Genomic DNA, 25691 nt, shown 5'->3' on the forward strand with positions numbered 1-25691 from the left:
TAAATGAATATCGACAAAATACTAAAAACATACCTGCCTATGACAGAGACAGCCTTCTATATATTGCTATCCCTTAAAGAGCCACGTCATGGATATGGCATAGTAAAACACGTAGAAAAACTTACAAACTCAAGGATTCGACTAGGTTCTGGCACAGTCTACGGAACATTAACTAAAATGCAGCGAGACGGTATTATCACAGTTTACGCCGATGAAAAACGCAAAACCATCTATGAAATAACAGACGTCGGCAAAAGCCTTATCCTAGAGGAAATCAAAAGGATAAAAGAGTTATACAAAAATGCCACAGAAAGCGAGGAAGACTTCAATGATTAAAAAAGTCTTTAAACCCTTATGGAGTGTTAACGTACAAAAAACAGAAAAATGGCTATCAAATATGTCTGCCAAAGGCTACCACCTTGAAGAAATTAACCTACTAACTCGTAAATTTACCTTTAAATCAGGCGCCCCCAAAAAGCTTACCTACCGCATCGGCTATCAAAGAGGAGGACATATAATGCCTACGGCATTAAAACAAGATGGTTGGGTAGAGGTAATTTCCCAAAAAAGCTGGTATATAATAGCCAACGAAAAAGAAGATTCTAAGATAAAAAGATCTCCAGTACGCTTTGGACTATATAAAAGAAACAGCTTGATGCTGACAATTTGCGCTGCATTTTTAATTTACGGCACTTTAAACCTAGTTTTTCAGCTATCTCTTTTCGGGTTAGTTTATTTTGCAGAAGTACCGGTTACCATAGTTAAAAGTCCTCTTTGGATACTAACCTTCATTTTTTGGTCAGCAGCAATTGTCTTTTGGTGCAGTATAATTTACTCAACATTTGCCTTAATTAAATCCAATAAAAACCTTCAGCTAAATAACGTAGAGCAAACCTACTTTGAAGAGCCTAAAGATAGCAAAAACCCAGTTATAAAAAAACGCTTTATTCTGTGGTGGATTTATCCAGACAAGTTAGAAAAATGGCTTGAAAACATGGAAAGACAAGGATACAACCTACACCGCATAGGAAAAAAAGGCATAACCTACTGGTTCGAAAAAGGCAGCCCACGCAAAATAAAGTACTGCATAGACTTTCAACGTCGCCTAGACCTAGGATACTATGACATACACAAAGAAAATGGATGGAATCTAGTATTTACAAGAAAAAACTATCCCGGAACATGGTCACTTTGGGCGCAACAGTACAAAGAAACTTTGCCCCAATTCTACAGCGAAAAATCCGATGCCATAAAACACGCCAAAAATGTATTAAAAGTTAACTTTCAGTGGCCCCTACTTTTACCATTAGCAGTCCTCATACCCTCAACCTTTAACCAAATACAGCAAGGAATAACCACAATAGACATAATAAGCACCATCATCATTGCAATTATAATAATACAGCTAACTCTACTGACCACACTATCACTCTGCTACTACAGAAGAGTAAAAAAGAGTATAAGCCAATAAAAGAAGGCCCGCTTACAAAACAAAAGCGGGCCTTTTTTTGTATTAGTAGCCCCACTCAGCCTCTATGTAATTTTTGCATTTGTAGAGGAGCACTACAGTGCTCCAGCAGAACTGATTGAGATAATCCACTCAAAGTAACTCATCCAACAATCCTAGGGCAACCATTTCCTGTTATACGAGATTTGTCCTATTATGTAACTAATTTCGTTATCTTTACCGGGGGGAAAATAAGCCTGTATTTATACAGTTTAACTCTACTGACCACACTATCGCTCTGCTACTACAGAAAAAATACAAAAGGGCATAAGCTGACGGCAAACAACACATAACATGAAAATTTTAACATTTACTTTTTAAAGGTGTTTTAAGAAAAATGTCGAATATTGTAATTGATAGGACCTAAGTCCCAAATTGTCTTTATTCATTCTTATTTAATATAACCTCATCGCTTAGCAAAATAGGTTAAAAATCAAGCTAAGACTAGGACCTACTATTTAGATGCACTATCAAAAGGAGGAATTTAAATGAACAGTATTAAAACTAGGCTTATAATTCTTATATCGTTATGTACATTGATAGCAGCAATAATACCTGTAACACTAGGTTTTATTAGCAGTGATAATGTCACAAGAACTGTGATGGATGTAACAAGTGAAGATAGGCTAAGTAGCACAATTAACTTACTTGAAGACAGGATAAAAAATGAGATGGGAGACCTTAGCTTAGATAGCGGTCAATTGGTAACTGAAGACGGCCATCAAATAACAGATCAGCACGACGTTTTGTTAGACTTTGCAAAAAGATCGGGAACAGAGGTTACTATTTTTAAGCGTTCAGGCGGTAACTTTGTAAGAGTTTTAACCAGCATCACCGATGAAAAAGGAGACTACGTCGTAGGAACAGAACTTGAACATGATCATATACATAAAGAAGTCATCGAAGGTAATAACTACATTGGTGAAGCAAATATATTAGATGAAGCTTTTATTACCAAATATGTACCCATAACAGATGGCAATAATGAAGTAATAGGACTATACTTTACAGGCATGTCGGTAAATGATGTTAATAACTTAATAGGGAGCATAAGAGACCAAGGAGTTTTAGTGGTTGCAATCGTGACTATCGTAATAATTGTTCTAAGCCTTATAGCTAGTTATCTTATTGGGGCAGGTACAACCAAACCTATCATAAATATAACCAACAGACTAGAAAGGTTAGCATCATTAGATTTTACCGATGAAGAACATAGTAATATCGACAAGTATACAAAAAGAAAAGATGAAATAGGAACAATGGCTAGTGCCTATAACATTATGAAAAAAGAAGTATCAGCCCTTATAAAAGCAAGCTCAAACTTTTCAGAACAGCTGGCAGCCTCCGCAGAGGAGCTTTCTGCCACCAGCGAAGAATTCTCAAAGTCATCGGAAGAAGTCGCTAAATCAGTGGAAGAAATAGCAAAGGGAGCAACTTCTCAAGCACAAGTAACGGAAAAAGGCACAGCAAACATAAATGACCTTGGTACGTGTATAGAAACAAACCAAGATAACGTCGATAAACTTAACATCTATACTAAAGAAATAGATAGCATAAAAAATGACAGTAGCGGTATAGTAAATAACCTAACGCAAAAAAACAAGCAGACCAATGATGCAATCGTAACAATAAATGACAATGTATTAGAAACTAACAAAGGAGTTCAAGATATAACAGAAGCTAATGAAGTTATAAAAAATATAGCTGGACAAACCAGCTTGCTAGCTTTAAACGCAGCTATCGAGGCAGCTCGGGCAGGAGAAGCTGGAAAAGGATTTTCAGTAGTAGCAGAAGAAATAAGTAAGTTAGCTGCGGAATCTGCTAAATCAGCAGAACAAGTGAGTAAGACAATAGAAAAGCTTTCAAATAAGAGTAATGAAACTGTAAAAGTTATGGAAGATACTGAATCAATAGTTTTAGAGCAATCAGACCTAGTTACAGAAACAAAATCAAAATTTGAGCAAATTAGCGACAAACTTAAAAGCATAGAAGCTTCACTAAAGGACGTAAATGACTCTGGGCATACCATGCTAATAAAAAAAGATGAAATAGTAAGCGTTATAGAAAATATAGCCGCTTTAGCACAGCAAAATGCTGCGGGAACAGAGGAGATAACAGCTTCCACACAACAACAATCCGCCGCCTCAGAAGAAATAACAAGATCCAGCGAAGAGCTAGCAAAACTAGCTGAAGAGCTTAGAGGAAATATAGCTAAATTCAAGCTTTAAGCAATTAAATATGCCTACTAGGTCTAGATAAGCCAGTTCCAAAAAAGATAAAGGGAGAAAACCTCCCTTTATCTTTTTTAATGCCCAAAACATACGGTCCTCCCAAACCACCAAAATCCATTTATGTTATCTGTACCGTGGGGAAAATAGATCTTTTAAACAATTACAGAAGCATAAAATTAAAAGGATAACTATATAAAAAGTAGAATATTTATACCTAAGCAGGTTATTTTAAAACTTTTACCAAAACAAACTTAGGAGTTGAACATAGAGATGAAAATGGGAGAAAGCAAGAAGGACAAAAATAAAGCAGCCCCTATAAGCGAGGAGCACAAAGAAGACAAAAATAACCAGTCTCGCTACCAGTTCATAAACATTGCTGCCTTGATACTAGTGATAAGTGCATTTTTAATAATATCATACTACTCATCCACCCATAGAATTAACGCTCAAGTCAGCCCCGAAGGATCTGCAACCATAACGGGAACTGGCAGATACAAAGTAGGAGAGGGGATAACCATCAAAGCAGAGCCAAATGAAGGATACGCATTCGTAAAGTGGACAGCGGAAGATAAGGAGCAGCGTGTGCCTCGAACAAGAGTTTTTAACTTAACCGTTGAGGATAGCCAAACCTATGTAGCACACTTTGAAAAAGCCACATACACATACTTTGTTCAAAAAGCACCAGGATCGCAAGAAAGGATTAAATGCTTTCATGGAGAAGAAGTAATCCTAAAGCCCGAACAAAAAGAAGGCTATATATTTGAAAAATGGACAAAAAGTTATTGGGAAGATGATAATGAGTTTAAAGAAAAAGAAATCTTCGACGAAACCCTTAAATTTATAGCAAAAGATTATACAAATATGAATATAAGAGCCCATTTTATAAATGAAGAATTGGAAAAATATTTTTCCAAAGCCCAAAAAGCAATAGATGAGCAAAACTGGCTTAAAGCAGCTAAATATGTAGAAAAAGCCCCAAACCTGGCCGAACACGAAGTTGAACCAAAATTATACGAGCTATCCAGCATCATAACGCCTGAACTAATAGACATAATAAAGCAAGCTATAAAAGAAGAAAACTGGGCCAAAGCCAGACAATACCTAGATGCAGGGATGAAAATGCCAACTGCATTCCACCATAAGCAACCTTTCTCCATAAGTCATCTAGACGCACTTAAAAAAGCCCTAAAAAATGATAAAGTCATAACTAAAGCACAGGTTAAACAAGGCATTGAAAAAGCAGAACACCTACGCCCAGCGCAAGCCCATCAAGATATTTTGCAAAAAGATCCCAATCAGCTATACAAATGGTTTAAAAATTTAACGCTATGGAGCAATAAAGTAGAGGCGATTCCAACGACAATCTTTAAAGAAGAAGAAACCGACAAAGAGTATATAAATCACTACTATGTGTTTGAAGAACAAGCAATCAAAAAAATCGACTCTGCCCTAAAACAATATCATCAAGAACCAACCACCGTATCTATCCAAGCAGAAGAGCTAACCTTAGATGAAGATACTTCAGCTTATGTTATGAACTATGTGCCCAACATGTTTATGGGAGCAACCATACTAATAAACGACCCAAAGCTAATAGATATTCAAGTGGAAGATGAGTTTGTAATCATTGATGTGGAGCTAAAGGAAGATATTTCTAATAATATACGAGCAGGTAAGTACCAGATTAAGTATAAGATTTACAGAAGTGAAGATGGAGAGTTTAGGGTAAAAGAATATTCTTCCTCACTTTAGCACCTGACCCCTGGCAGAGGTAAGCAACCAAGGGCCCCATAAGCTGTACTTATATAAAAAATCAACTTTTCCAAGCAAGCTCAAATCAAACGACCAAGCATGTAAAACTTACCCTGTCAATCTGAGCGATAAGCGAAGAATCTATGCTTTTAAACCAAAAGTTTACCGAAAAAGAGCAAAAGACGAAAGCAAAGATTAGCTAAAAACATGGGCAAAAAAGGGAGCGCAAAAAGCGCTCCTTTTTTTTGCCCATGACCCATTTGGCGAATATCAAAATATCAAAGGCCTGGCCCTAAGAATTTCGCAAATTTATACGTAATATATTAGGGGGGCTATCTCTTATTTCCATGGCAGACCCCAATGTTTTGTCATACAAATAGTAGGTATAATTATTTTGTCATGGTTTAAACAAGAACATATTAACCTAAAATATCAACGCCCAGCATGCAGCTAATTTTAAAAAGGAGTTTTTCGCAGATTTAATATATTTATAAAAACGTAAACAAGGAAAACAAAACTCTAGCTAGAAGTTATTCAAATAACATATTAAAGGGGGAAATCGAATGAATCAGTTTTATTACTTAAACAGTAAAAAAGCAGATGCAATTTTCAAAAGCCCTAGTAAAGCTTGGGACGAATTCAACGCTAATAAACTTAAACCATTTCAGCTTGATAGTCCCAACGAAACAACAAACATAGAAAATATAGCATGCTACTCAGAAAACCACCTCTACATAATAATAAAAACCAAACAAGAGGAAATAACCCACCGCGATCGATCATACCAAAACGGTGATGGGTTTCACCTAGTCCTAGCAGCTCCTAAAGAAAACAACTTACCTAGCGATGAATTTTACGTCATAGGCATAAGCCCATTAGCAACAGACGGATTCAGAAAATTTGTATGGTATAAAAATATAGACCTTGCTACTAGCCATCTAAAAGACACAGTGATTAAAACCAGTAAAACTAAAACCGGGATATATATCATGGCAAAAATACCTTGGAAAGAGATACAACCAATAAAGGGGCTTCTTTTAGAAAAATACGGCTACAACATAAGCTATGTTCAAGCAACCATAGACGGCAAAAACACATATATTTTAAAAGAAGACAGCAAAATTCAAAGCGAACAGTCCTTGAGAAAATATTTGCCTTACCAGTTTGAAAAACCTAAAGCTGCTGATAAGATAGAATATAATTTAGACATAAACAGTAAACACTGTAAAGTAGGAGGACAGCTTAAACTATCACTTGCCATCAACAGCAATGTAAACAAAGAAGCCACTTTACAAGTTACTTGCAAAAACAAGCTTTTATCAAAAAAGAAGATTTTGATCAATAAAGAACTATTTAAAACTACATTCCCTGTTGTGTTGGAAGACCTACCTCTAGGAGAAAATGACATAGACATTCAAATAACAGGCAAGGACTTAGATGTAAAAGAAAATAGAGCGGTATTTATCTATGACCATTCAAAATTTGAAAAAGTCAAAGAGGATGTAAATAACCTTTGGGTAACCAAAGAATCAACTGATCAATTTATTAAAGAAAGTATTATCTCCACAAAATTTCAATGGCAGAACATGATGGAGGAGCTTAAAAAGCTCAAACCCTACGAAGAATTTCAAAAAATAGAATCATATTATAAAAGCACCATAAATGATCTTCAAAAAGTAAAAGAAAAAAAACACCTATTTTAACCAAACCAAGCAAATAGATTAGCACACTTAAGCGATATAGACAAAACCCTACAGCCCTATTCAATATACATACCTAAACCAGCCAACCATAAAACTTTAAAGCTATTAGTATTTCTACACGGTAGCGGAAGTGACGATAGATTTATTCAAAATAATAAACTCCTACATAAATTTGCAAATGAGCATAACATTATAATTTTATCTCCATTTGCTAGAGGGACATCCCACTTTTACTGTCCAGAAGAAGCGATGGAGGATGTAGTGGAATTAACCAGAAAAATAGCTGGTATTTTCAGCATCCCAAAAGCCAGAACAATCTTAGGTGGCTTTTCGATGGGCGGCTATGGTGTTTACAGGATTTATGACTATTGCCCAGATTTCTTCACAAGCTTAGCTATATTTTCTGGACACCATAGTATGGGCAAAACACTCTGTGGGGGACCGGACTATGGCACTCCAGACAAAATATCACTATTTAAAGACATCCCCATGATAATCTTTCACGGCTCAGAAGATAGAAACTGCCCCTATCAAGAAGTTAAAAATTTTTTTGATGAAATAACAAAAGTAAACCCCAACTGCACAATCCATGTGCAACAAGGAGAAGGACATAGCGGACTAACACGTCAGTGGTACAACAAATTTTCCAAGTGGATATCAATATCCACCTAATAACATTTTAAATCTGGTAAGCAATTTTCCAATTATCCATATCAATGCAATTTAAATGTCATCCTAGGCCACGATTATCAACCTAAGCCACCCTCGCCATCCTCTGAGCATCAGCGGAGGAGCTTATCATTCCACAAAAAGGAGTGTAAACTAAATGAATATAGAAATAATTTTCTATGGCGATAAACCAGTTCAAGACAACCAACTAAAATTTGCAGTAATAATGGCTAAATACAAAGGAAAATGGATTCTATCAAAACATAAAGAAAGAACCACATGGGAAATACCAGGAGGGCGTAGAGAAAGGGGAGAATCCATTGACAACCCGCTAAAAGAGAACTAATAGAAGAAACAGGAGCACAGAAATTTATCATAAAACCTGTATCCGTCTATTCTGTAAAAAGAGAAGAAGAATCCTTTGGCAAGCTATATTATGCCGAAGTGCAAAAGCTAGGCAAATTGCCTGACTTAGAGATAGGTGAAATCAAATTATTTCATCAGCTGCCCAGCAACCTAACCTACCCACAAATACAACCACAGTTATTCAAAAAAGTAGCAAACAGATAAAAACAGCTAATAATGCAGTTATCAAAACCCCATTCGTATCCAAGCACTTGCTTTGGGCCTATCAATCACCGTAGCAGATAAATTATTGCCTGCGGCACAAATACCTAATTTGGCTATAAAGCTGCCATCTTGAGGTCTAGCCGAAGGATTATATTACTTAAATTAAAACCCATTGTGACTCCAAAAACGCAAAGGAGAATTCAATCCCTAAAGTAAGATGCAACTACAGAAACCGTTCACAGGAGGAAAATATAATGAATGAAATATTTGAAACAACCCAAGCTCAAAAAACTATAAAAAACTACTTTGAAGAAAATGAGAAGTTAAAACTAAAGCAAATGCCAGCAAAGCAAAAACGAAAAGCAGTAATCCTAAAGCGAATAGCAGAAGAATTCAACCCTAATTCAAAATACACAGAAAAAGAAGTCAACGATCTAATAGAGAACATATACCCAGACTATGTGACAATAAGAAGATATTTAATAGAATTTGGATTTATGGAAAGAACAAAAGACGGAAGCAAATATTGGATAAAACGCTAGACAAAAAAGGGAGCGAAAGCGCTCCCTTTTTAAATACATCTAAACCTGTTCAAACTGTCTTAACTCCATCGTGCACCACTAACGTAGCAGGTAATTCATTGGTAGCGGACATTCTAATTCACCCCCAAACTCTGAAAGAATAGGGGTTGACCGCTGAGCAATAAATTGTATCGCCTACTTTAATTACTAAAAGCTGTATGCTCCCAGTATGAATCTGCTACATTTTCGAAATTACTCCTTAAAAAATTATCCCAGTTAATCTTTTCATATGTTTCTCGCCACATATTAATATTCAAAACTTCTCGTAGCTCCTCATTACCATATTGATCGGTTAGCGGAGCATACCAAACAAGATCAACCAAATCAACATCTTCATTAGCAAACAACTCAGGAAACAGCCTTTCACTGTCAATTTTTATGCCGCCTTTTATTGCATTCCTAGACAAATTATCATTGCTTATAAGATGAAGCACTACATTTCCATCCCCAATATTAGTATCTTTAATACGCTCAGGATAACTACTGCGGTTAGTTTCATCACCTATGGTATCAGAGATCACTCTCTTTACATAACTATCTAGTGTCTCTGGTTCAGGTTCTTCTTCTTCAATGGGCTCATCTTCACCATCATCTTCTTCTGAATCAACAACAGCAGATTCATCTTTTTCTTCTTTAGAAGCACTGTTAGTTTCGGTAATAGCACCAACTATACCAGTAATAAAAAGCCCAATTACTAGAACAATTACAGCCATCTTTTTCTCTTTAATTTCGAACTTCCATAATTTTGCTTTACCCTTCACCAGAGCTATAATAGCAAAAATAGTCATGCCCAAGCCTACTAAACCAATTAATTCCATTAAAAACCCTCCTAAGTATTTGTTATAAAAAGCATAACAAAACTTATTGACAAACGTATGTCAAAAGGAAACACCTTTTATTAAAAAAAGGTGCGAGCGTGACCATTAGTGTATTCCATACTTTTGGTGTTTCATAAGCTTGGACAAATGAAGTTAATTAATTAAAGAGATGAGATATCAAAGCGCGCATAACAATGTTTTGATGTTAACACTCTTTATAAAATAGAGAATTTCTATTTACTTAAACAGGTGTTATCTATAATAACAACGAATATCTAAGTTAACAACAAAATCCAACAAAATTCAGCAAAGTTCAGTAAAGGATGGTGACTATGAGTCAGAAACTACGGGAAGTAACAACATACTTTAGGAAAGCCCTTGCCTCACACTCTAAGCAAAAGATTGATTTTAAATCAGGGGAATTTATAGAATGTTCTTATGAAGATTTAGAAAGGGGAAAATTAGACGAAGCAATTTTTAACAGCTTGTCGAAAAAAGCAAATTCCCAAAAAACAAGTATAGAAGTTATTATAGCTGCAAAAACAATTAAAACTAACTTTGATGAGCAAATAAAGAGAAGTACAGATATAGATGAACTAACTGGAATATACTTCATACCAGCTATTTTAAATAAAGATGGCTCATTAACCTTTAATAATGTTAATAAATCACCTTGGTTTCCAAGAGAGTTTTTAGAACCTAACATAGATAGTGTATTAGCAATCGGTAAAAGCGCTAAAATGGATAAATTTCTAAGTGACAAAACAGCTGAAAGGTACAAGATTAAAACTTGGGAAAATTATTTGAAGTTTGCAAAAAAGCTATATTCATGCACAACAGAAACTGACTTTAAAGAAAAAACCGTTAATGGAGAAGAATTAGAAGATAAAGTATATATTTTTAATGACGATACGATAAATGCGACCCAAGGTATCATAGATTTGTATGATCATATGCTTAAAAATAGTGATGAGAACGGTTCATTAAGAGAGGATGTAAAGCTTTACGAAAAATTAACCTCGTTAGAGGAGACTGACACCGAAGAGCTTATTACAAACGACCTTATTCAAATGAAAAAACATAGTGGACAAATGGGGGGCGAGTACCCACTTTCTCCATCCCAACGTGAATGCATAAACCACTTTGTTAATACAACCGATGGGGAAGTGTTAGCAGTAAACGGACCGCCAGGGACAGGCAAAACCACATTACTACAGTCTATAGTAGCTGATTTAGTTGTAAAAAGAGCTCTAAATAATCAAGCTCCTCCAATTATTGTAGCTACATCTACAAACAATCAAGCTGTCACAAATATCATAGAATCATTTGGTAGTATTAAAAAAGCAGGGTTAAAAAACTTAGAGAAAAGATGGATAGAGGGTGTAAACAGTTTTGCAACATACTTTCCATCCCAACAAAAGGAAAAAGACGCAACTAAAGAGGGATTCCAATACACTAATCAACTAGGACATCATTTTTTTGAACAAGTGAATAGTTCAGAGAACATAAAAAAATCCCAGGACTATTATATTGAGAACGTTAATGTTTTTTTTGATAGTGACTATACAAATGTTAAACAATGCGGTGAAAGAATACACTCCGAACTGCAAAGAGCAGAGTCTGTAAAAAAGAGCTTGTTAGATATTATTTTTAGATATAATGAGTACAGAGATGACGTGTCGCTTCTAGAATACTTAGAAATTTTAGGCAAAGAAAATGAAAGACTTGAAGAGGATTTTAACAAGCTAAAGAATAGACTTAAACAATGGGATACTTACTATAAATCTATTCCCTTTATCTTTAGATGGCTGGATTTTATTCCATACTTTAAAAAGAAAATTGTCCTTGAAAATAAGTTGTTTATAGAACCGACGGAAGATTTCTTACAAGATTCAATGTCAATGGAGCAGATAAAAGAAGAGTATAGCAAACTCATCGTAGAGCAAAGAAACAAAATAACTGAAAAGCAAAAGGTTATAGAAGAATTCAATAGTTTATATAAGCAAATTCAAGATGAATTGGATAAACTAGAGCTTTACTTTGATAGAGAGTATTTCAATAAGATCAAAAATATATCAAATGTAAATGCCTTAAATGATGAGTTAGACAAGAGTTTAAGATATGTAGAATTTTGGCTTGCTGTACATCATTTTGAATATTTATGGCTCAAAGGAAAATATAAAGAGTGGGGTTATCAAAAGAATAAAACATTTAAAGATTGTTTACAACAGCGTTTCAGGAGGCTAGCAATGCTAAGCCCTTGTTTTGTAATGACTTTTTACCAACTACCTAAGAACTTTCGGTACTATTGCAGTGAAGGAAGTGAAAAACATGGATACTTATATAACTACATAGATTTACTTATAGTAGATGAAGCAGGCCAGGTCACTCTAGAGGTAGCAGCTTGTTCCTTTTCATTAGCAAAAAATTCATTGGTAGTAGGGGATGTCCATCAAATAGAACCTGTTTGGAATGTAAAGACACCGCTAGATAAAGCCTTAGCCATAGAATCAGGCGTAATAAATAACCAATCAGAATTTATCAAATTAAAAAACGCAGGAGTAAACACATCGCAATCTAGCATTATGAAAATGGCTGCTACAAGCTGTAAATACAAAAAGTTTGATAACAGAGGACTATTTTTAAGCGAGCACAGAAGATGCTATGATGAAATAATCGACTTTTGTAACCAGTTGGTTTACAACGGGAAATTAGAACCTAAAAGGGGTGAAGGACGAAAAGATCTTAATTTTAAACTAAAAAATGTACCTCATATGGGCCATAAGCAGGTCAATACTCAGCTTTCAAATAAAAAAAGTGGAAGTAGATATAACAGTGAAGAAGCAAAAGAGATTGTTCAATGGATCGATAAAAATATTGACTCTATACAAGAACATTATAAAGACGAAAATCCAAAAGACCTAGTCGGCGTTATAACCCCTTTTAAAGCACAAGAAATATATATATCCAAATTTATAAAAAAATATAAACCAAAGCTGGCAAAACTTATTACGATAGGCACAGTTCATAAATTTCAGGGAGGGGAACGGAAAATAATTATTTTATCTACAGTTTACGGATCCCAAGAAAAATGCCATTTTATAGACGCTAACAAAAGCATGCTAAATGTAGCAGTCTCACGTGCTAAAGATAGTTTTTTAGTGTTTGGAGATTTAAACTGTCTAAACAATAATGAAGAAAAAACCAGCGGATTGCTAAAAAAAGCAGTAACTGACAACAACTAGGTTTATTGTTTTGCTCCGTTTTATTTTTGTAGGAGGTTATCTTGGGTTTGTTATAATTACACCCCATCCTTTTGACAGCATTGTGTCATTTAGATGGGGTGCTTTGGGATTACTTAAAGTCTTAAATATAGAAATATATATTGATCCACCCCTACATATGGAATGCTATTGGTTAATCTTATAAATAGAGCAGGAAAACTTGCTTTATTGTAAAAGATGTATTTACTTATTATTGCAAAGAAGGGGATAGTTTTGTTATTTTCAGAAAGATATGGATATAAAAAGGTTACTCAAGTCCTTCAGGTTGAAGAGCTAAACTATGAGACAAAAGTGGGGCTATGGAATGTTTTGACTAAATTTTATTGGGACAAAGCTGATAAAGACAAATACTGGGATTCTAGCCCTGAGATGAGTGACTTAATAAGCAGCCTGTGGTGTGATTATTTCAAACTACCTATTGATGAAATAGAAGATTTGTTTTGGGACAATGTACACAAAATAATAAAGAATTTCTATTTTAGTGAAGAGGCTCATTGGTATGAAGTATACGACTTTATAGAGTTTATTGGAAATTGTAAAGCATTTTCTCTATATCTAAGGAGTTTTAAAAAGGAATGCAACAAAGTCTTAGAAAGAGAAAGAACAGCGTACCGATTTATTGGCAACCACATTACTTCAATTGTTAATGATAATGAAATAAAAGAAGTAGAAACAGCACTTAACAATAATAAACTCAAACACGTTTCCACCCACTTAGATAATGCATTAGAGTTGCTGTCTGATAGAAAAAATCCAGATTATCGTAATTCAATAAAAGAATCTATAAGTGCTGTGGAGGGCGTGGCTAGGTTGATATCTGGTAATAAAAAAGCAGAGTTAAGGCCAGCCTTAAAAGAGCTTGAAGAAAAATTAGGTGTGGAAGTACATGGCGCCTTAAGAGAGGGATTTATAAAGATATATGGATATACAAGTGACGGTGATGGAATAAGGCATGCCCTTACCGATTCCTCCACAGTAAATTTTGAAGATGCGAAATTTATGCTTGTTACTTGTTCCGCTTTTGTTAATTATTTAGTATCAAAGGCTCAACAAGCGGAAATTGATTTATCGTAACCCCAATAAACACCCCATTTACGACACAAAAGTGTCATAAGGATGGGGTGTAATTATTTTTCCACAAATATCCAAAACCCCTTGACTATTCACCAAACAACTGGGTATAATAGACTCAAATATAAATGTTAAATAAAATATTTAACAAAATAGAAGGAGGGGGAATGTGAAGTTATGTGATTTTGCTGAGGTTAAGACTGGGGTTGTGCTTGCTCGTAAGAAGGTTAACGGTAATGGTGATGTTGCTGCTACATATAATCTGCTTACCTTAAATAACATCGGTGATGATGGAGTTATTATTAATGGTGATGGTTTTGAAACGTTTCATAGTAGCGATGCTTTAGGGGCTCATTACTTTACTGAGGCTGGGGATGTAGTTATGCGGCTTAGTCATCCTCATACTGCTGTTTATATTGATGAGAAGCATGCCGGTCTTTTGGTTCCGTCTTACTTTGCCATTATTAAAGCTGATACCCGTAAATGTTTGCCACAATTTATATCTTGGTATCTAAACTCTTCTATGGTAAAGAGAGAGTTAGAGCGATCTCAAAGTGGCTCTCGGATACCTAGCACCAACAAAAATGTGCTAAAGTCCATTCCGATGCAGGAAATAACCTTAGAAAAACAGAAATGGATAGTAGACTTATTAAAACTGCATCAAAGAGAAAAACATCTCTATTATAGGTTGATAGAGGAAAAAGAAAAAGAATTTACCGCTATAACACAACAAATCTTAGCTAAAAAATAAGGGGGAGAAAAAATGAGTGAAAAAGTAACCCAAGATCAAATTAACTCTGTCCTATGGCAAGCGGCAGATACATTTAGAGGAAAGATAGATTCCAGTACTTACAAAGATTATATCCTGACTATGTTGTTTGTGAAGTATATCAGCGATTCATATAAAGAAAGCGTGGAGCAATACACAGAAAGGTATAACGGTGATGAAAGACGGATAGAGCGGGCCCTATCCAGAGAACGGTTTGTGTTAGAAGAAAACACAACTTTTGACTATCTATATGACAGAAGAACTAGTCCGGAAATTGGCGAAACCATCAACAAAGCCTTATCAGGCATAGAGGAAAACAACAGCAGAAAACTTAGAGGAGTATTTAGAAACATAGACTTTAACTCCGAATCGGTGCTAGGAAAAGCCAGAGAAAGAAATGCCATCTTACGTTCATTGCTAGAAGATTTTAATAGATTAAACCTAAGACCTTCGGTACTAGGTGATGAAGATATCATAGGAGATGCATACCAATACATGATTGGCGAGTTTGCCTCCGGTGCCGGCAAAAAAGGTGGAGAGTTTTACACCCCAGGAATGGCCTCCGAACTACTAGCTCGTCTAGTTAAGCCAGAGGAAAATGACCGTATCTATGACCCTACCTGTGGATCTGGCTCGCTACTTATTAAAGTGGCAAACAAAGTGCCAAATAAAAAGGTTGCCATTTACGGCCAAGAGCGAAACGGTGCAACCCATTCACTAGCTCTTATGAATATGTACCTTCACGGCATTGACGATGCCAAGCTAGAATGGGGAGATACCTTAGCAAATCCTCTACACCTAGAAGATGAAAAGCTAATGAAGTTCCAAGCCATAGTAGCAAACCCTCCATTTTCACTGGACAAATGGGCCATGGGCTTTGCAGGAGAAGGTGCAAACGACAAGAAGTTTAAAATGGACGCAAGCTTAGACCCCCATCGTCGTTTTGGGTGGGGAGTGCCACCATCATCAAAAGGTGATTACGCCTTTGTGCAACACATGCTTTACTCGCTAGCAGAAAACGGCCGCATGTCAACAATCCTGCCCCATGGAGTGCTGTTTAGAGGAGCCAGCGAAGGCAAAATCAGAAAGCAAATAATAGACATGAACCTTCTAGATGCAGTAATTGGCCTGCCAGAGAAACTATTTTACGGCACAGGGATTCCAGCCTGCATCATGGTATTTAAAAAGAATCGCCAGCGAAAAGATGTGCTATTTATCGATGCATCAGAAGAAGGAAACTACGAAAAAGGCAAAAACCAAAACCGTATGCGAGAACAAGACATAGCCAAAATAGTACAAACTTATGAAAACTACGAAACCAAAGACAAATATTCCTATGTAGCTACCCTAGATGAAATAAAAGAAAACGACTATAACCTTAACATACCTCGCTACGTAGACACCTTTGAAGAGGAAGAACCGGTGGACATGAAACAGGTGGAAGGAAATATTAAAGACATAAAAAAAGAACTTAGCGAAGTGGAAGAGCAGATGGAAAAATATTTGGAAGAACTGGGATTGTAGGTGGTAATTATGGTTAACAACTTTGAAAAAGATATACCAAAGGGATGGGACCTTTTGAAACTAGGTGAAATATTAGATGTAAAGCATGGTAAAAACCAAAAAGATGTGGAAGATAATAATGGAGATTACCCTATATTTGGCACGGGTGGGCAAATTGGAAATGCTAGAGCATATCTCCTCGACAAACCCTCCGTACTAATAGGTAGGAAAGGTACAATTGATAAGCCTAGGTATATTGAACAGGGGTTTTGGACAGTTGATACACTGTTTTATACAGTAATAAATGAACGAAATAACCCCAAATTCGTATATTATAAATTTTGCATGATACCTTGGAAAAAATACAACGAAGCAACTGGTGTGCCAAGTTTGAGTGCATCTACAATAAAGAGTATAAAGGTTTTATTACCACCGCTTAACGAACAAGAAAAAATAGCCTCCATCCTCTCAACATGGGATAAGGCTATACAGTTAAAAGAAAAGCTAATCCAGCAGAAAAAACAGCAGAAAAAAGGCCTGATGCAAAAACTGCTAACAGGAGAAAAAAGACTTCCTGGGTTTGAAGGGGAGTGGGAAGAAGTAAAATTAGGGGATATTTTAAAAGAGAGGAAAGAGACCGGCTACACTGGACTTGAACTATTAGCAATTACTAGCACTAAAGGGGTAATAAAGCGAAGTGAACTGGAAAGTAAAGATAATTCTAGTGAAGATAAAAGTAAGTATAAAAGGATTTTACCAAACGATATAGGCTATAACACCATGCGAATGTGGCAAGGAGTTTCAGGGGTTTCAAGTTATGAAGGAATTGTTAGTCCAGCATATACAGTTTTAAAGCCGACTCCAAGGATAGCACCTAACTTTATAGGGTATTTATTTAAACATCCAAAAATTATAAACTTATTTAAGCGCTACTCTCAAGGGTTAGTTAATGACACACTTAACTTAAAGTATGTGAATTTTAAAGTTATAAAAGTCAAAATTCCTGTAGACCTTTCTGAACAAAAAGCCATTGCACAAACTTTAATTACAATTGATGAAAATATAAGGGTGCTTGAAGAAAACATTACCCAACTAAAACAACAAAAGAAAGGTCTAATGCAGCTATTGCTTACGGGAAAAGTTAGAGTAAAGGTTTAACCTTTGCTCCTTTTCCCATTTAACAAAGAAATGGAGGTGTAGTTTTGAGGTATTCAAGTCAAAGCGAAGAAAATATAAGCCAGCAGCCTGCTATTGAAGTGCTGCAAGGTTTGGGGTATGAGTGTATAGCTCCGGAAAAAGCAGAGCAGATGCGAATTAGTATGCATAGCCCTTTTCTAAACTCAGTTCTAGAAGAAAAACTAAAAGAGTTAAATTCTTATGAATACAAAGGACAGCAGCACTCCTTTAGCGATGGCAACATTCAAAAGGCTATAAGAGACTTAGACGAGCCCCTTACTGACGGCCTTGTCAAAACCAACGAAAAAATATATGAATCTCTAATGCTAGGCCGCAGTTATACAGAGTATCTGCCCGATGGATCTATCAAATCCTTTACCCTTAAATACATAGACTGGGAAAATATCGAGAACAACTCATACCACATAGTAGAGGAGTTTTCCGTAGAGCGAGAAACAGGGGATGAAACAGCTCGGCCGGATATAGTTCTGTTTATCAACGGTATTCCTTTTGTAGTTATCGAGTGCAAAAAGGCAGCTATGGGTGTGGCCCAAGGTGTAGAGCAAACTATTCGTAATCAGCGCAATGACTATATCCCGCAGCTTTTTAAGTTTGTCCAGCTAGTTATGGCAACAAACAAAAACGAAGTACAATATGCCACCTGTGGCACCCCTAAAAGATTTTGGTCTGTGTGGAAAGAAGAGCATGAAGCATGGCTCAACGAATATTTACAAAACATAGTCACCAACCGAATTGCAACCACTCAAGATAAAAACATCATATCCCTATGTCATCCAAAGCGCTTGCTAGAATTAACTAAGTTTTTTACTGTTTTTGATAAAGACATAAAGAAGATATGTCGCTATCAACAATACTTTGCCATAAAGGAAATTATAGAAACAATAGGAACCTACGACGAAGCGGGCAACCGCCAAAGCGGGGTTATTTGGCATACCCAAGGCTCTGGCAAGAGTTTAACAATGGTAATGCTAGCTAAATATATTTTATCTAACCTTGCTAAACACAGCCCTAAGGTTGTAATTGTTACAGACAGGGTGGAGCTAGACAAGCAAATTCACAACACCTTTAACCATACAAGGCTAAAAGCCAGCCGAGCAAGATCCGGATCACACCTAGTAGATCTTATTGACGATAACAATGCTGATATTATAACCACTTTGGTTCACAAGTTTGACACGGCATCCCAAACCAGCGACGCCATAGAATCAAAAGATGTTTTTGTGCTGGTAGATGAAAGTCACAGAACCCAGTACGGAGAGCTGCACACCAAAATGAAAAGGGTATTTCCAAATGCTTGCTACTTAGGTTTTACCGGAACCCCACTTATGAAAAAAGAAAAAAACACCATGATAAAGTTTGGCAAGCTAATCCACACCTACACCATAGCCGATGGGGTCAAAGACAAAGCTATCCTACCACTGTTATATGAAGGCAAGATGGTGGAGCAAACAATAAATCAAAACGCTGTAGATAGAAAGTTAGAGATGATTACCCGACATCTTAACGAAAAGCAAAAAGATGAAGTTATGCAAAAATGGTCTCAGTATGAAAGAATAGCATCGTCGGACCAGCGGATAGAAATGATAGCCTTTGACATTAACAAACACTTCTTTGACAACTACAAAACTCAAGGCTCACAGTTTAAAGCTATGCTAGCTACAAACAGCAAAATCGAAGCCATCCGCTACTTTAATGCCTTTGAAGAGTTAGGAGATTTAAACACCGCTGTGGTAATATCCCCACCGGATAAGCGAGAGGGATATGATGCCGTAGATGAAGAATCCAAAAATAAAGTTATTAACTTCTGGGACAAAATGATGAACCGCTATGGTAGCGAAGAAGCTTATGAAGATGCTATCAAAGACGAGTTTGTAAATGGCGATGAAATAGACCTTTTAATAGTGGTTGATAAGCTACTAACAGGTTTTGATGCTCCAAAAGCTACAGTGCTATATATCGATAAGCCGCTAAAAGAGCATACACTACTACAAGCTATAGCAAGGGTAAACCGCCTCCATGAAGGCAAGGATTACGGTTTTATCATAGACTACAGAGGTCTACTTGAAAGGCTGGACACCGCCATGGAGATGTACTCCGGCGCTGGCCTAGAAAACTTTGATCCTGAAGATTTAAAGGGAGCACTACATGATGTAATCAGTGTAATAGGTTCTTTAAGGCAATATCATTCAGAGCTTATGGACATATTTGCACCAATAAAGAACAAAGCAGATAGCGAAGAGTATGAAGTGCTACTAGCTGACGAAGAGCTGCGAGAAGATTTTTACGAAGTCCTTAGTAGATTTGGCCGCAACCTAGGTATAGCACTAGAGTCTGAAAAAATTTACGATGCCCTAGGACAAAAAGAGCTAAATAAATACAAAAAAGACCTAAAGTTCTTCCAAAGTCTTAGAAAGACCGTAAAACTTCGCTACTCCGACACCGTAGACCACAAAGAATACGAAGCAAAGATGCAAAAAATAATGGACCAGTATATATCCTCAGAAGATATCATGAGGATAACCAATCCAGTAGACATCTTAAACGAAAAAGACTTTGAAGATGAGCTAGACCGCCTAGGTTCTAAAAGGGCCAAAGCAGATGCCATCCAATCAAGGCTTACAAAAAGCATAAACGCCAAATGGGATGAAAACCCCGCCCACTATAAAAAGTTTTCTCAAAGGCTACAGGATATACTAGACGAGTACAGAGAACGCCGAATATCAGAAAAAGAATACTTTGAAAAAATGAAAGACCTTATGAATGACTACCGCCAAGGCGAGCCCACAGACGACTATCCAGAACCGATAAAGAAAAACAAATCAGCCCAAGCCTTTTACGGAGTAACAAAAGAGCTTGTCCTAGACAATAAAGAAAGTAATATTAACTATGATGCAATAGGACAGCTGGCACTAGAAGTGGATAAAATAATCCAAAAGTATGCCAAAGTAGACTGGAAAAACAACCCGGAAGTTCATAACCGCATAGAACAAGAAGTGGATGAGCTTATATTTGATTTTTCTGCTGAACAGGAGATTGATTTAAAAATAGATGAAATAGATAAACTGCTAGAACAAGTTAAAAAAATAGCTCAAAGACGTTACTAGATAGGGTGACTAATATGGAAAAACATCAAGTAAAATACGGAGAAGAAACAATAGAGTTCCAACTGCAAAGAAAAGACGTCAAAAACGTAAACCTTAACATAAAGCCTGACACAACAGTACAAGTATCCGCCAATCATAAAGTGCCAGATGACTTTATATATAACTTTGTAAAAGGCAAAGGTTCTTGGATAAAAAAGCAGCAGAAAAAGTTTGAAAAAGTAGCTCCCGAACCTCAGAGTAAACGGGAATACGTAAGCGGAGAATCCTTCAAATACCTAGGCAAACAATACCGGCTAAAAGTAGAACAAACTGACGAAATCGAGCAAGTAAAATACTTAAGAGGCTTCATCCACCTATACGTAAAAGACAAAACCAACCACAACAAAAAAGCAAAACTAATACAAAACTGGTACCGCACAAAAGCTAAACAAACCTTCCAAAAAATCCTAGATAAAATGTACCCCAAAGTAGGCAAATACGGCATACAAAAACCAAACCTAGAAACCCGCCAAATGAAAGCCCGCTGGGGCTCCGCCCTAATAGAAACAAACACAATCCTAATAAACAAAGACCTAATAAAAGCCCCAAAACACTGCATAGACTACGTAATCCTACACGAACTACTACACTTCAAAAATAACAACCACAACCAAGACTTCTACCAAACCCTAAATACCCTAATGCCCGACTGGGAAGAACGGAAGAAGATACTAGATGAGGAAGTAGTGCGGGAGTTGTAGGGGGGAAATATAATAAGATGACATTATTAGAAAAGACAGCTTGATTTTAGTTAAGCTGTCTTTTTGATACTTTTCAAACATTGTTTGGACATATACAAAGTACCGTTGTGCAGGTTAGAAGAAAAGAGATTCTTAATACCCCGGTGATAGCTGATTTTAATATATGAATAATATTATCAAACTGGTTATAATGTTTTAAAAAGAATAGTATTTTAATAAAGATGTTGGAAAGGTTTTAGTGAAGATAAAGGGTATTTATATATTTAATAGAATTATTTTAATATATGTAAAATTAAGGCGAACAACTGTCCTTCTTTAGGAAAATCAATATTTGTTGGAGTTAAAACACTATTTTGTGGAGAGGTGTAGGTATGAATAATATGGATTTGAAATTGGAGACTTGGAAAAAGAAGCTATTGGACCTGGGCAAGAGAAATCGTTTGATTAATTATAGAGAAACTAAGAGATCTAATTTGAATATAGTAACACCACAATATGATGAACTTTATAATAGAATAGTCGAAAAAGAAGATACACTTGTTTTTCCATATCCAACTGAAAGGGAAGCAAATGATGACTCTGATAAAACTAATATTGAAGTCATTGAAGGCGACCTTAAAACAGACCGGACAATTCAAGAGTTACAAAAGACTTTAAAATCTATCAGATATAAAGCCAAAACAGCTATGGAAGAGCAGGGTGTTAATATACTTTACTTGTCCTTTGGATTTTTGAGTTGGAAAGAAAGTATTGATTCGTCTCAGGATATAACATCTCCAATAGTTCTTGTACCTGTCTCACTAACAGTGGAATCAATAACGGATCCGTATAAATTAAGTATTCATGAAGATGAAATTGTAGTAAACCCTACGTTATCACATAAATTAAATAATGACTTTGGGATACACCTTCCTGAATTTGATGCCCAGCATGATGGAATAATAAAATATTTAGATGAAATTTCTCAACTAGCTCAGAAGAATGGATGGAAAGTAGAAGGGAAAGTGAGTCTTTCCCTATTATCCTTTTTAAAAATCAATATGTATCATGACTTAAGTAATTATGAAGATAAGCTAAAGAACCACGGCGTTGTGAAAGCCTTATGTGGAGATAGTACTGAAATTGAATACGATATCGATGAAATGGCTGAATATGATCATGATACAAAGGATAAACCAGTAGATATATACCAAGTAGTTGACGCTGATTCGAGTCAGCAAGATGCAATTGTATTGTCTAAAAAAGGAGTTAGTTTTGTATTACAGGGCCCTCCAGGCACAGGGAAAAGTCAGACCATTACAAACATTATCGCAGAAGCATTAGCTGATGGTAAAAAAGTGTTGTTTGTTTCAGAGAAAATGGCTGCTTTGGACGTTGTTCATAGAAGGTTGACTGAAGTTGGACTAGATGATTTTTGCTTAACATTACATAGTCATAAAGCCAATAAAAGAGAGGTCTTACATAGTTTAAGTAAGGCATTAAAAAAGGATAAGGTATCAGTAAGAGAAGATGCAATCTACAACTTAGATGTTTTGAAAAACGTGAGAGAGCAATTAAATGAGTATAGCACACAATTACATACACCCTGTGAGCCTTTAGGATTAAGTATATATCAGGTCAATGGTATTCTAGCTAAACTAAATTTTGCGCCAGATGTAATTTTTTCATTAAATAGTGTAGAACAAACCACCAAAGAAAAATTGTATAAATATGTACAGCTTCTAAATAACTTTACTAGAACTATGGAAAAAATGGGAGAGGATTATAAGTCAAATCCTTGGAAAGGATGTGGAGTGAATCAAGTTTCACATGACCTACGTCAAAATATACATGTGATTTTAAAAGAGTTGTTATATCAAGCTAATGAAATTGGAAAAAACTTGACTGATATGCTTGAGAAGCTTTCGCTTAAAAGCAACAATTTAAATTTCCTTACTATGGATGTTTATGAAGAACTACTAAGTTTTTGTGCAAAATCGTCGCAAGTGCCTAAGCAGTGGTTAATTAGTGATGACATTGAGGAGTTAATAAATGACGCAAGTGACTTTGACAATAAACAGAAAAATTATTTAAAGTTAGAAGAGGATATATCTAGTGTATATGCAAAGGGAATTTATGACCTGGATGGGCGTCAGATAAGTGATACTTTGGACAATTGCTTTGAAGAGGCGCTATCAATTCTAGACAATCATAAATACAAATCTGAAAGTGAAATTTATGAATCAATTAATAAATTATTGTCAATATGTGAAGTATCACGCCAAGATATGAATAAACTTTCTTCGTCAGCATGTGTTTTATCGGGAAAACTGAAGTTAGATGAGCCGAAGAATATAGGTGAAACAAAAAAACTATATAACTTCTTTAAATCTTTTAATAAACGGATAATGCCTTCTTTGAGCTGGTTTGATAATGACAATACTAATTCTAGGAATAAACTATTAGAACAAGCTCAAAAAACACAGTGTGACATTGAATCACTGGAAGCAGATATTCTGAAGTTATACGAAAAAGATGCTTTGAATATTGAGTACGCATCTATGCTTTGGAGGTTTAAAACAGAATATACTTCAGTCTTGAAATTCTTTAAGAAAGCATATAGGCAGGATCGTAAAGCTATCAGAGGACTTAGGATAACCCCAGTGAAAAAAGTACATGATAATGAAGTTTTAGAGCTATTAAATAAACTTAAAACTTTACATGAAAAAAAGAATTGGCTGAAAGAGAAAGATAGTGAGCTAAGGGATAAGCTTGGTGGCCTGTATGATGGACAGGATACAAATTATACAGAAATTGAGGATGCATTTGTAGCTTTTGAGGCGGTAAATAAGTATTTTAAGGGTGTAATACCTGAAGGAATAAAACAAAATTTGCTTAGTGGCAATAACTTTAAAATGTGTTCAGATATCTTATCAGAAATTCAGTCAATCTGGGACTCAGGTAATATAAATGATTATAAGGACTTACTTTCAGACAAAGGACTAGAACTTGTAAGGTACACCAGTTTGATACAGAGAAATAAGGAGTTAGCTAATCTGCTTAGAATATGTAAGGAAGAGATACTTGGAGTTGCTGCTTTTTCAAAGGGCGAACGGAGTTGCAACGAGCACAGAAATAGTATAGAAAATCTAGCTCGCTTACAAGAAATAAAAGAAAATATTATTACTCAAAGAGATCTGTTGGTTGAAAAATATCAGTTTCTATATAAGGGTCTAGATACTGACTGGCAACAGATTCAAGAGTCGCTTTTATGGTCAAGCAAATTTAAGGAGTATATCAAAAAATATAATTTACCAGAAGCATTTCAGGATAAAATAATTTCTGGTTCTTACTCACAAGAAGCAAAGAATTGTGCTGAGTATATAAGGATATCAAAAGAGCAGATAAACAGTAATATTAAATGGTTTAGTGAATTGTTTGAAAGTGAAAATGAAATTAAAAAACTTAATTTTTTCGCTTTGCAAGATAAATTAGAAAAGTGTCTTGAAAATTTGGCTGCTCTTGAAGAATGGATTGACTTTAGAAAAGCTAGAGAAGATTGTGAGGAAGAAGGACTTTCAGATTTTATAGATGCGGTGCAAGAAGAGAAAGTTAGTAGAGAGTTAATAGTTGATACTTTTAAAAAACGCTTTTACAAATTGTGGTTAGACGCTATTTTACCACAATTTCAAGCTGTACAGTCCTTCAGGAAACGAAACCACTTAACTACTATAGAACAATTTGTAAAGCTTGATAAACTTCAAATGGATATAGCAAAAGCACGCATAAAAGAAAACTTAATAGCAAAGCTTCCAAATGTTAATAGCGTTACTGCTGCTTTTGATGAAGTTTCTATACTGAAAAGAGAGCTTGAGAAGCGTAAAAGAATCATGCCAATAAGAAAGCTGTTTTCAAGGATTCCTACATTGCTCCCGTCCCTAAAGCCCTGCTTAATGATGTCGCCTTTATCTGTAAGTCTTTTCTTGCAGTCACACAGCTATGATTTTGATATGGTAATTTTTGATGAGGCTTCACAAGTTTGTACTGAAAATGCTGTTGGGGCTATTATGAGGGGAAAACAAGTAGTTATTGCAGGAGATAGTAAACAGTTGCCACCTACTAATTTCTTTAATGCCTCAATTTCTGGTGAAGATTTGATACAGAAGATGAAGAACTTGATGAAGATAATTTTGGCTATGAGTCTGTTTTAGAT

Annotated in this window: 17 protein-coding genes; 16 read left to right on the forward strand and 1 reads right to left on the reverse strand. The window is 35.7% G+C overall.

Annotated features, from left to right (window positions below; translation table 11 throughout):
- Positions 1 to 3: 3 nt before the first annotated feature.
- The 8 genes from PRVXH_RS01420 (at position 4) to PRVXH_RS01455 (ending at position 8974) form a co-directional block, all read left to right on the forward strand.
- The gene (locus PRVXH_RS01420; protein ID WP_353893538.1) at positions 4 to 336 is read left to right on the forward strand and encodes a PadR family transcriptional regulator; all 333 of its coding nucleotides are present in this window, start codon (positions 4 to 6) and stop codon (positions 334 to 336) included.
- On the forward strand, positions 329 to 1471 hold the full coding sequence (locus PRVXH_RS01425; protein ID WP_353893539.1) for a DUF2812 domain-containing protein: 1143 nt from the start codon (positions 329 to 331) through the stop codon (positions 1469 to 1471). The genes PRVXH_RS01420 and PRVXH_RS01425 overlap by 8 nt, the downstream gene beginning before the upstream one ends.
- 524 nt (positions 1472 to 1995) lie before the next feature.
- Complete coding sequence (locus PRVXH_RS01430; RefSeq protein WP_353893540.1) at positions 1996 to 3735, forward strand: methyl-accepting chemotaxis protein; 1740 nt, start codon at positions 1996 to 1998, stop codon at positions 3733 to 3735.
- Positions 3736 to 4008: 273 nt separating this feature from the next.
- Positions 4009 to 5490 (forward strand): hypothetical protein, encoded by a 1482-nt coding sequence (locus tag PRVXH_RS01435; protein ID WP_353893541.1) that lies wholly within the window; start codon positions 4009 to 4011, stop codon positions 5488 to 5490.
- A gap of 563 nt (positions 5491 to 6053) precedes the next feature.
- Entirely contained in the window at positions 6054 to 7193 is a 1140-nt protein-coding gene (locus PRVXH_RS01440) for a hypothetical protein (protein WP_353893542.1), read from the forward strand.
- Positions 7194 to 7454: 261 nt separating this feature from the next.
- Positions 7455 to 7865, forward strand: a complete 411-nt coding sequence (locus PRVXH_RS01445; RefSeq protein WP_353893543.1) for a prolyl oligopeptidase family serine peptidase — start codon at positions 7455 to 7457, stop codon at positions 7863 to 7865.
- Positions 7866 to 8019: 154 nt separating this feature from the next.
- Positions 8020 to 8208: a hypothetical protein gene (locus PRVXH_RS01450; RefSeq protein ID WP_353893544.1), complete on the forward strand. Its 189-nt coding sequence runs from the start codon at positions 8020 to 8022 to the stop codon at positions 8206 to 8208.
- A gap of 478 nt (positions 8209 to 8686) precedes the next feature.
- A complete protein-coding gene (locus PRVXH_RS01455) occupies positions 8687 to 8974 on the forward strand; it encodes a DUF2087 domain-containing protein (RefSeq protein ID WP_353893545.1) in 288 nt (95 codons plus the stop codon).
- Between the two features lie 179 nt (positions 8975 to 9153).
- Here the strand turns inward: PRVXH_RS01455 and PRVXH_RS01460 are convergent, their stop codons facing one another.
- A complete protein-coding gene (locus PRVXH_RS01460; RefSeq protein WP_353893546.1) occupies positions 9154 to 9831 on the reverse strand; it encodes a hypothetical protein in 678 nt (225 codons plus the stop codon).
- A gap of 332 nt (positions 9832 to 10163) precedes the next feature.
- Here PRVXH_RS01460 and PRVXH_RS01465 point away from each other — a divergent pair, with 332 nt between their 5' ends.
- The 8 genes from PRVXH_RS01465 (at position 10164) to PRVXH_RS01500 (ending at position 25689) form a co-directional block, all read left to right on the forward strand.
- Positions 10164 to 13076: an AAA domain-containing protein gene (locus PRVXH_RS01465; protein ID WP_353893547.1), complete on the forward strand. Its 2913-nt coding sequence runs from the start codon at positions 10164 to 10166 to the stop codon at positions 13074 to 13076.
- Between the two features lie 252 nt (positions 13077 to 13328).
- Positions 13329 to 14189: an AbiJ-NTD4 domain-containing protein gene (locus tag PRVXH_RS01470; RefSeq protein ID WP_353893548.1), complete on the forward strand. Its 861-nt coding sequence runs from the start codon at positions 13329 to 13331 to the stop codon at positions 14187 to 14189.
- A 166-nt stretch (positions 14190 to 14355) separates the two neighbouring features.
- Positions 14356 to 14937 (forward strand): hypothetical protein, encoded by a 582-nt coding sequence (locus PRVXH_RS01475; RefSeq protein WP_353893549.1) that lies wholly within the window; start codon positions 14356 to 14358, stop codon positions 14935 to 14937.
- 12 nt (positions 14938 to 14949) lie between these two features.
- Positions 14950 to 16479 (forward strand): type I restriction-modification system subunit M, encoded by a 1530-nt coding sequence (locus PRVXH_RS01480; protein WP_353893550.1) that lies wholly within the window; start codon positions 14950 to 14952, stop codon positions 16477 to 16479.
- A 9-nt stretch (positions 16480 to 16488) separates the two neighbouring features.
- The gene (locus tag PRVXH_RS01485; protein WP_353893551.1) at positions 16489 to 17616 is read left to right on the forward strand and encodes a restriction endonuclease subunit S; all 1128 of its coding nucleotides are present in this window, start codon (positions 16489 to 16491) and stop codon (positions 17614 to 17616) included.
- A 44-nt stretch (positions 17617 to 17660) separates the two neighbouring features.
- Positions 17661 to 20759: a type I restriction endonuclease subunit R gene (locus PRVXH_RS01490; protein WP_353893552.1), complete on the forward strand. Its 3099-nt coding sequence runs from the start codon at positions 17661 to 17663 to the stop codon at positions 20757 to 20759.
- 14 nt (positions 20760 to 20773) lie between these two features.
- Positions 20774 to 21499: a SprT family zinc-dependent metalloprotease gene (locus PRVXH_RS01495; RefSeq protein WP_353893553.1), complete on the forward strand. Its 726-nt coding sequence runs from the start codon at positions 20774 to 20776 to the stop codon at positions 21497 to 21499.
- A gap of 371 nt (positions 21500 to 21870) precedes the next feature.
- Positions 21871 to 25689: a DUF4011 domain-containing protein gene (locus tag PRVXH_RS01500; protein ID WP_353893554.1), complete on the forward strand. Its 3819-nt coding sequence runs from the start codon at positions 21871 to 21873 to the stop codon at positions 25687 to 25689.
- The last annotated feature ends 2 nt before the right edge of the window (positions 25690 to 25691 follow it).

The organism is Proteinivorax hydrogeniformans (assembly GCF_040515995.1).
GTDB classification, from domain to species: Bacteria; Bacillota; Proteinivoracia; order Proteinivoracales; family Proteinivoracaceae; genus Proteinivorax; species Proteinivorax hydrogeniformans.

What these genes read in the sequence shown, in the direction of transcription:
- PRVXH_RS01450 (WP_353893544.1), top strand. Translation starts at nt 8,020, where the DNA reads ATGAATATAGAAATAATTTTCTATGGCGATAAACCAGTTCAAGACAAC.
- PRVXH_RS01435 (WP_353893541.1), top strand. Translation starts at nt 4,009, where the DNA reads ATGAAAATGGGAGAAAGCAAGAAGGACAAAAATAAAGCAGCCCCTATA.
- PRVXH_RS01480 (WP_353893550.1), top strand. Translation starts at nt 14,950, where the DNA reads ATGAGTGAAAAAGTAACCCAAGATCAAATTAACTCTGTCCTATGGCAA.
- PRVXH_RS01500 (WP_353893554.1), top strand. Translation starts at nt 21,871, where the DNA reads ATGAATAATATGGATTTGAAATTGGAGACTTGGAAAAAGAAGCTATTG.
- PRVXH_RS01455 (WP_353893545.1), top strand. Translation starts at nt 8,687, where the DNA reads ATGAATGAAATATTTGAAACAACCCAAGCTCAAAAAACTATAAAAAAC.
- PRVXH_RS01495 (WP_353893553.1), top strand. Translation starts at nt 20,774, where the DNA reads ATGGAAAAACATCAAGTAAAATACGGAGAAGAAACAATAGAGTTCCAA.
- PRVXH_RS01440 (WP_353893542.1), top strand. Translation starts at nt 6,054, where the DNA reads ATGAATCAGTTTTATTACTTAAACAGTAAAAAAGCAGATGCAATTTTC.
- PRVXH_RS01465 (WP_353893547.1), top strand. Translation starts at nt 10,164, where the DNA reads ATGAGTCAGAAACTACGGGAAGTAACAACATACTTTAGGAAAGCCCTT.
- PRVXH_RS01485 (WP_353893551.1), top strand. Translation starts at nt 16,489, where the DNA reads ATGGTTAACAACTTTGAAAAAGATATACCAAAGGGATGGGACCTTTTG.
- PRVXH_RS01420 (WP_353893538.1), top strand. Translation starts at nt 4, where the DNA reads ATGAATATCGACAAAATACTAAAAACATACCTGCCTATGACAGAGACA.
- PRVXH_RS01425 (WP_353893539.1), top strand. Translation starts at nt 329, where the DNA reads ATGATTAAAAAAGTCTTTAAACCCTTATGGAGTGTTAACGTACAAAAA.
- PRVXH_RS01460 (WP_353893546.1), bottom strand. Translation starts at nt 9,831, where the DNA reads ATGGAATTAATTGGTTTAGTAGGCTTGGGCATGACTATTTTTGCTATT.
- PRVXH_RS01430 (WP_353893540.1), top strand. Translation starts at nt 1,996, where the DNA reads ATGAACAGTATTAAAACTAGGCTTATAATTCTTATATCGTTATGTACA.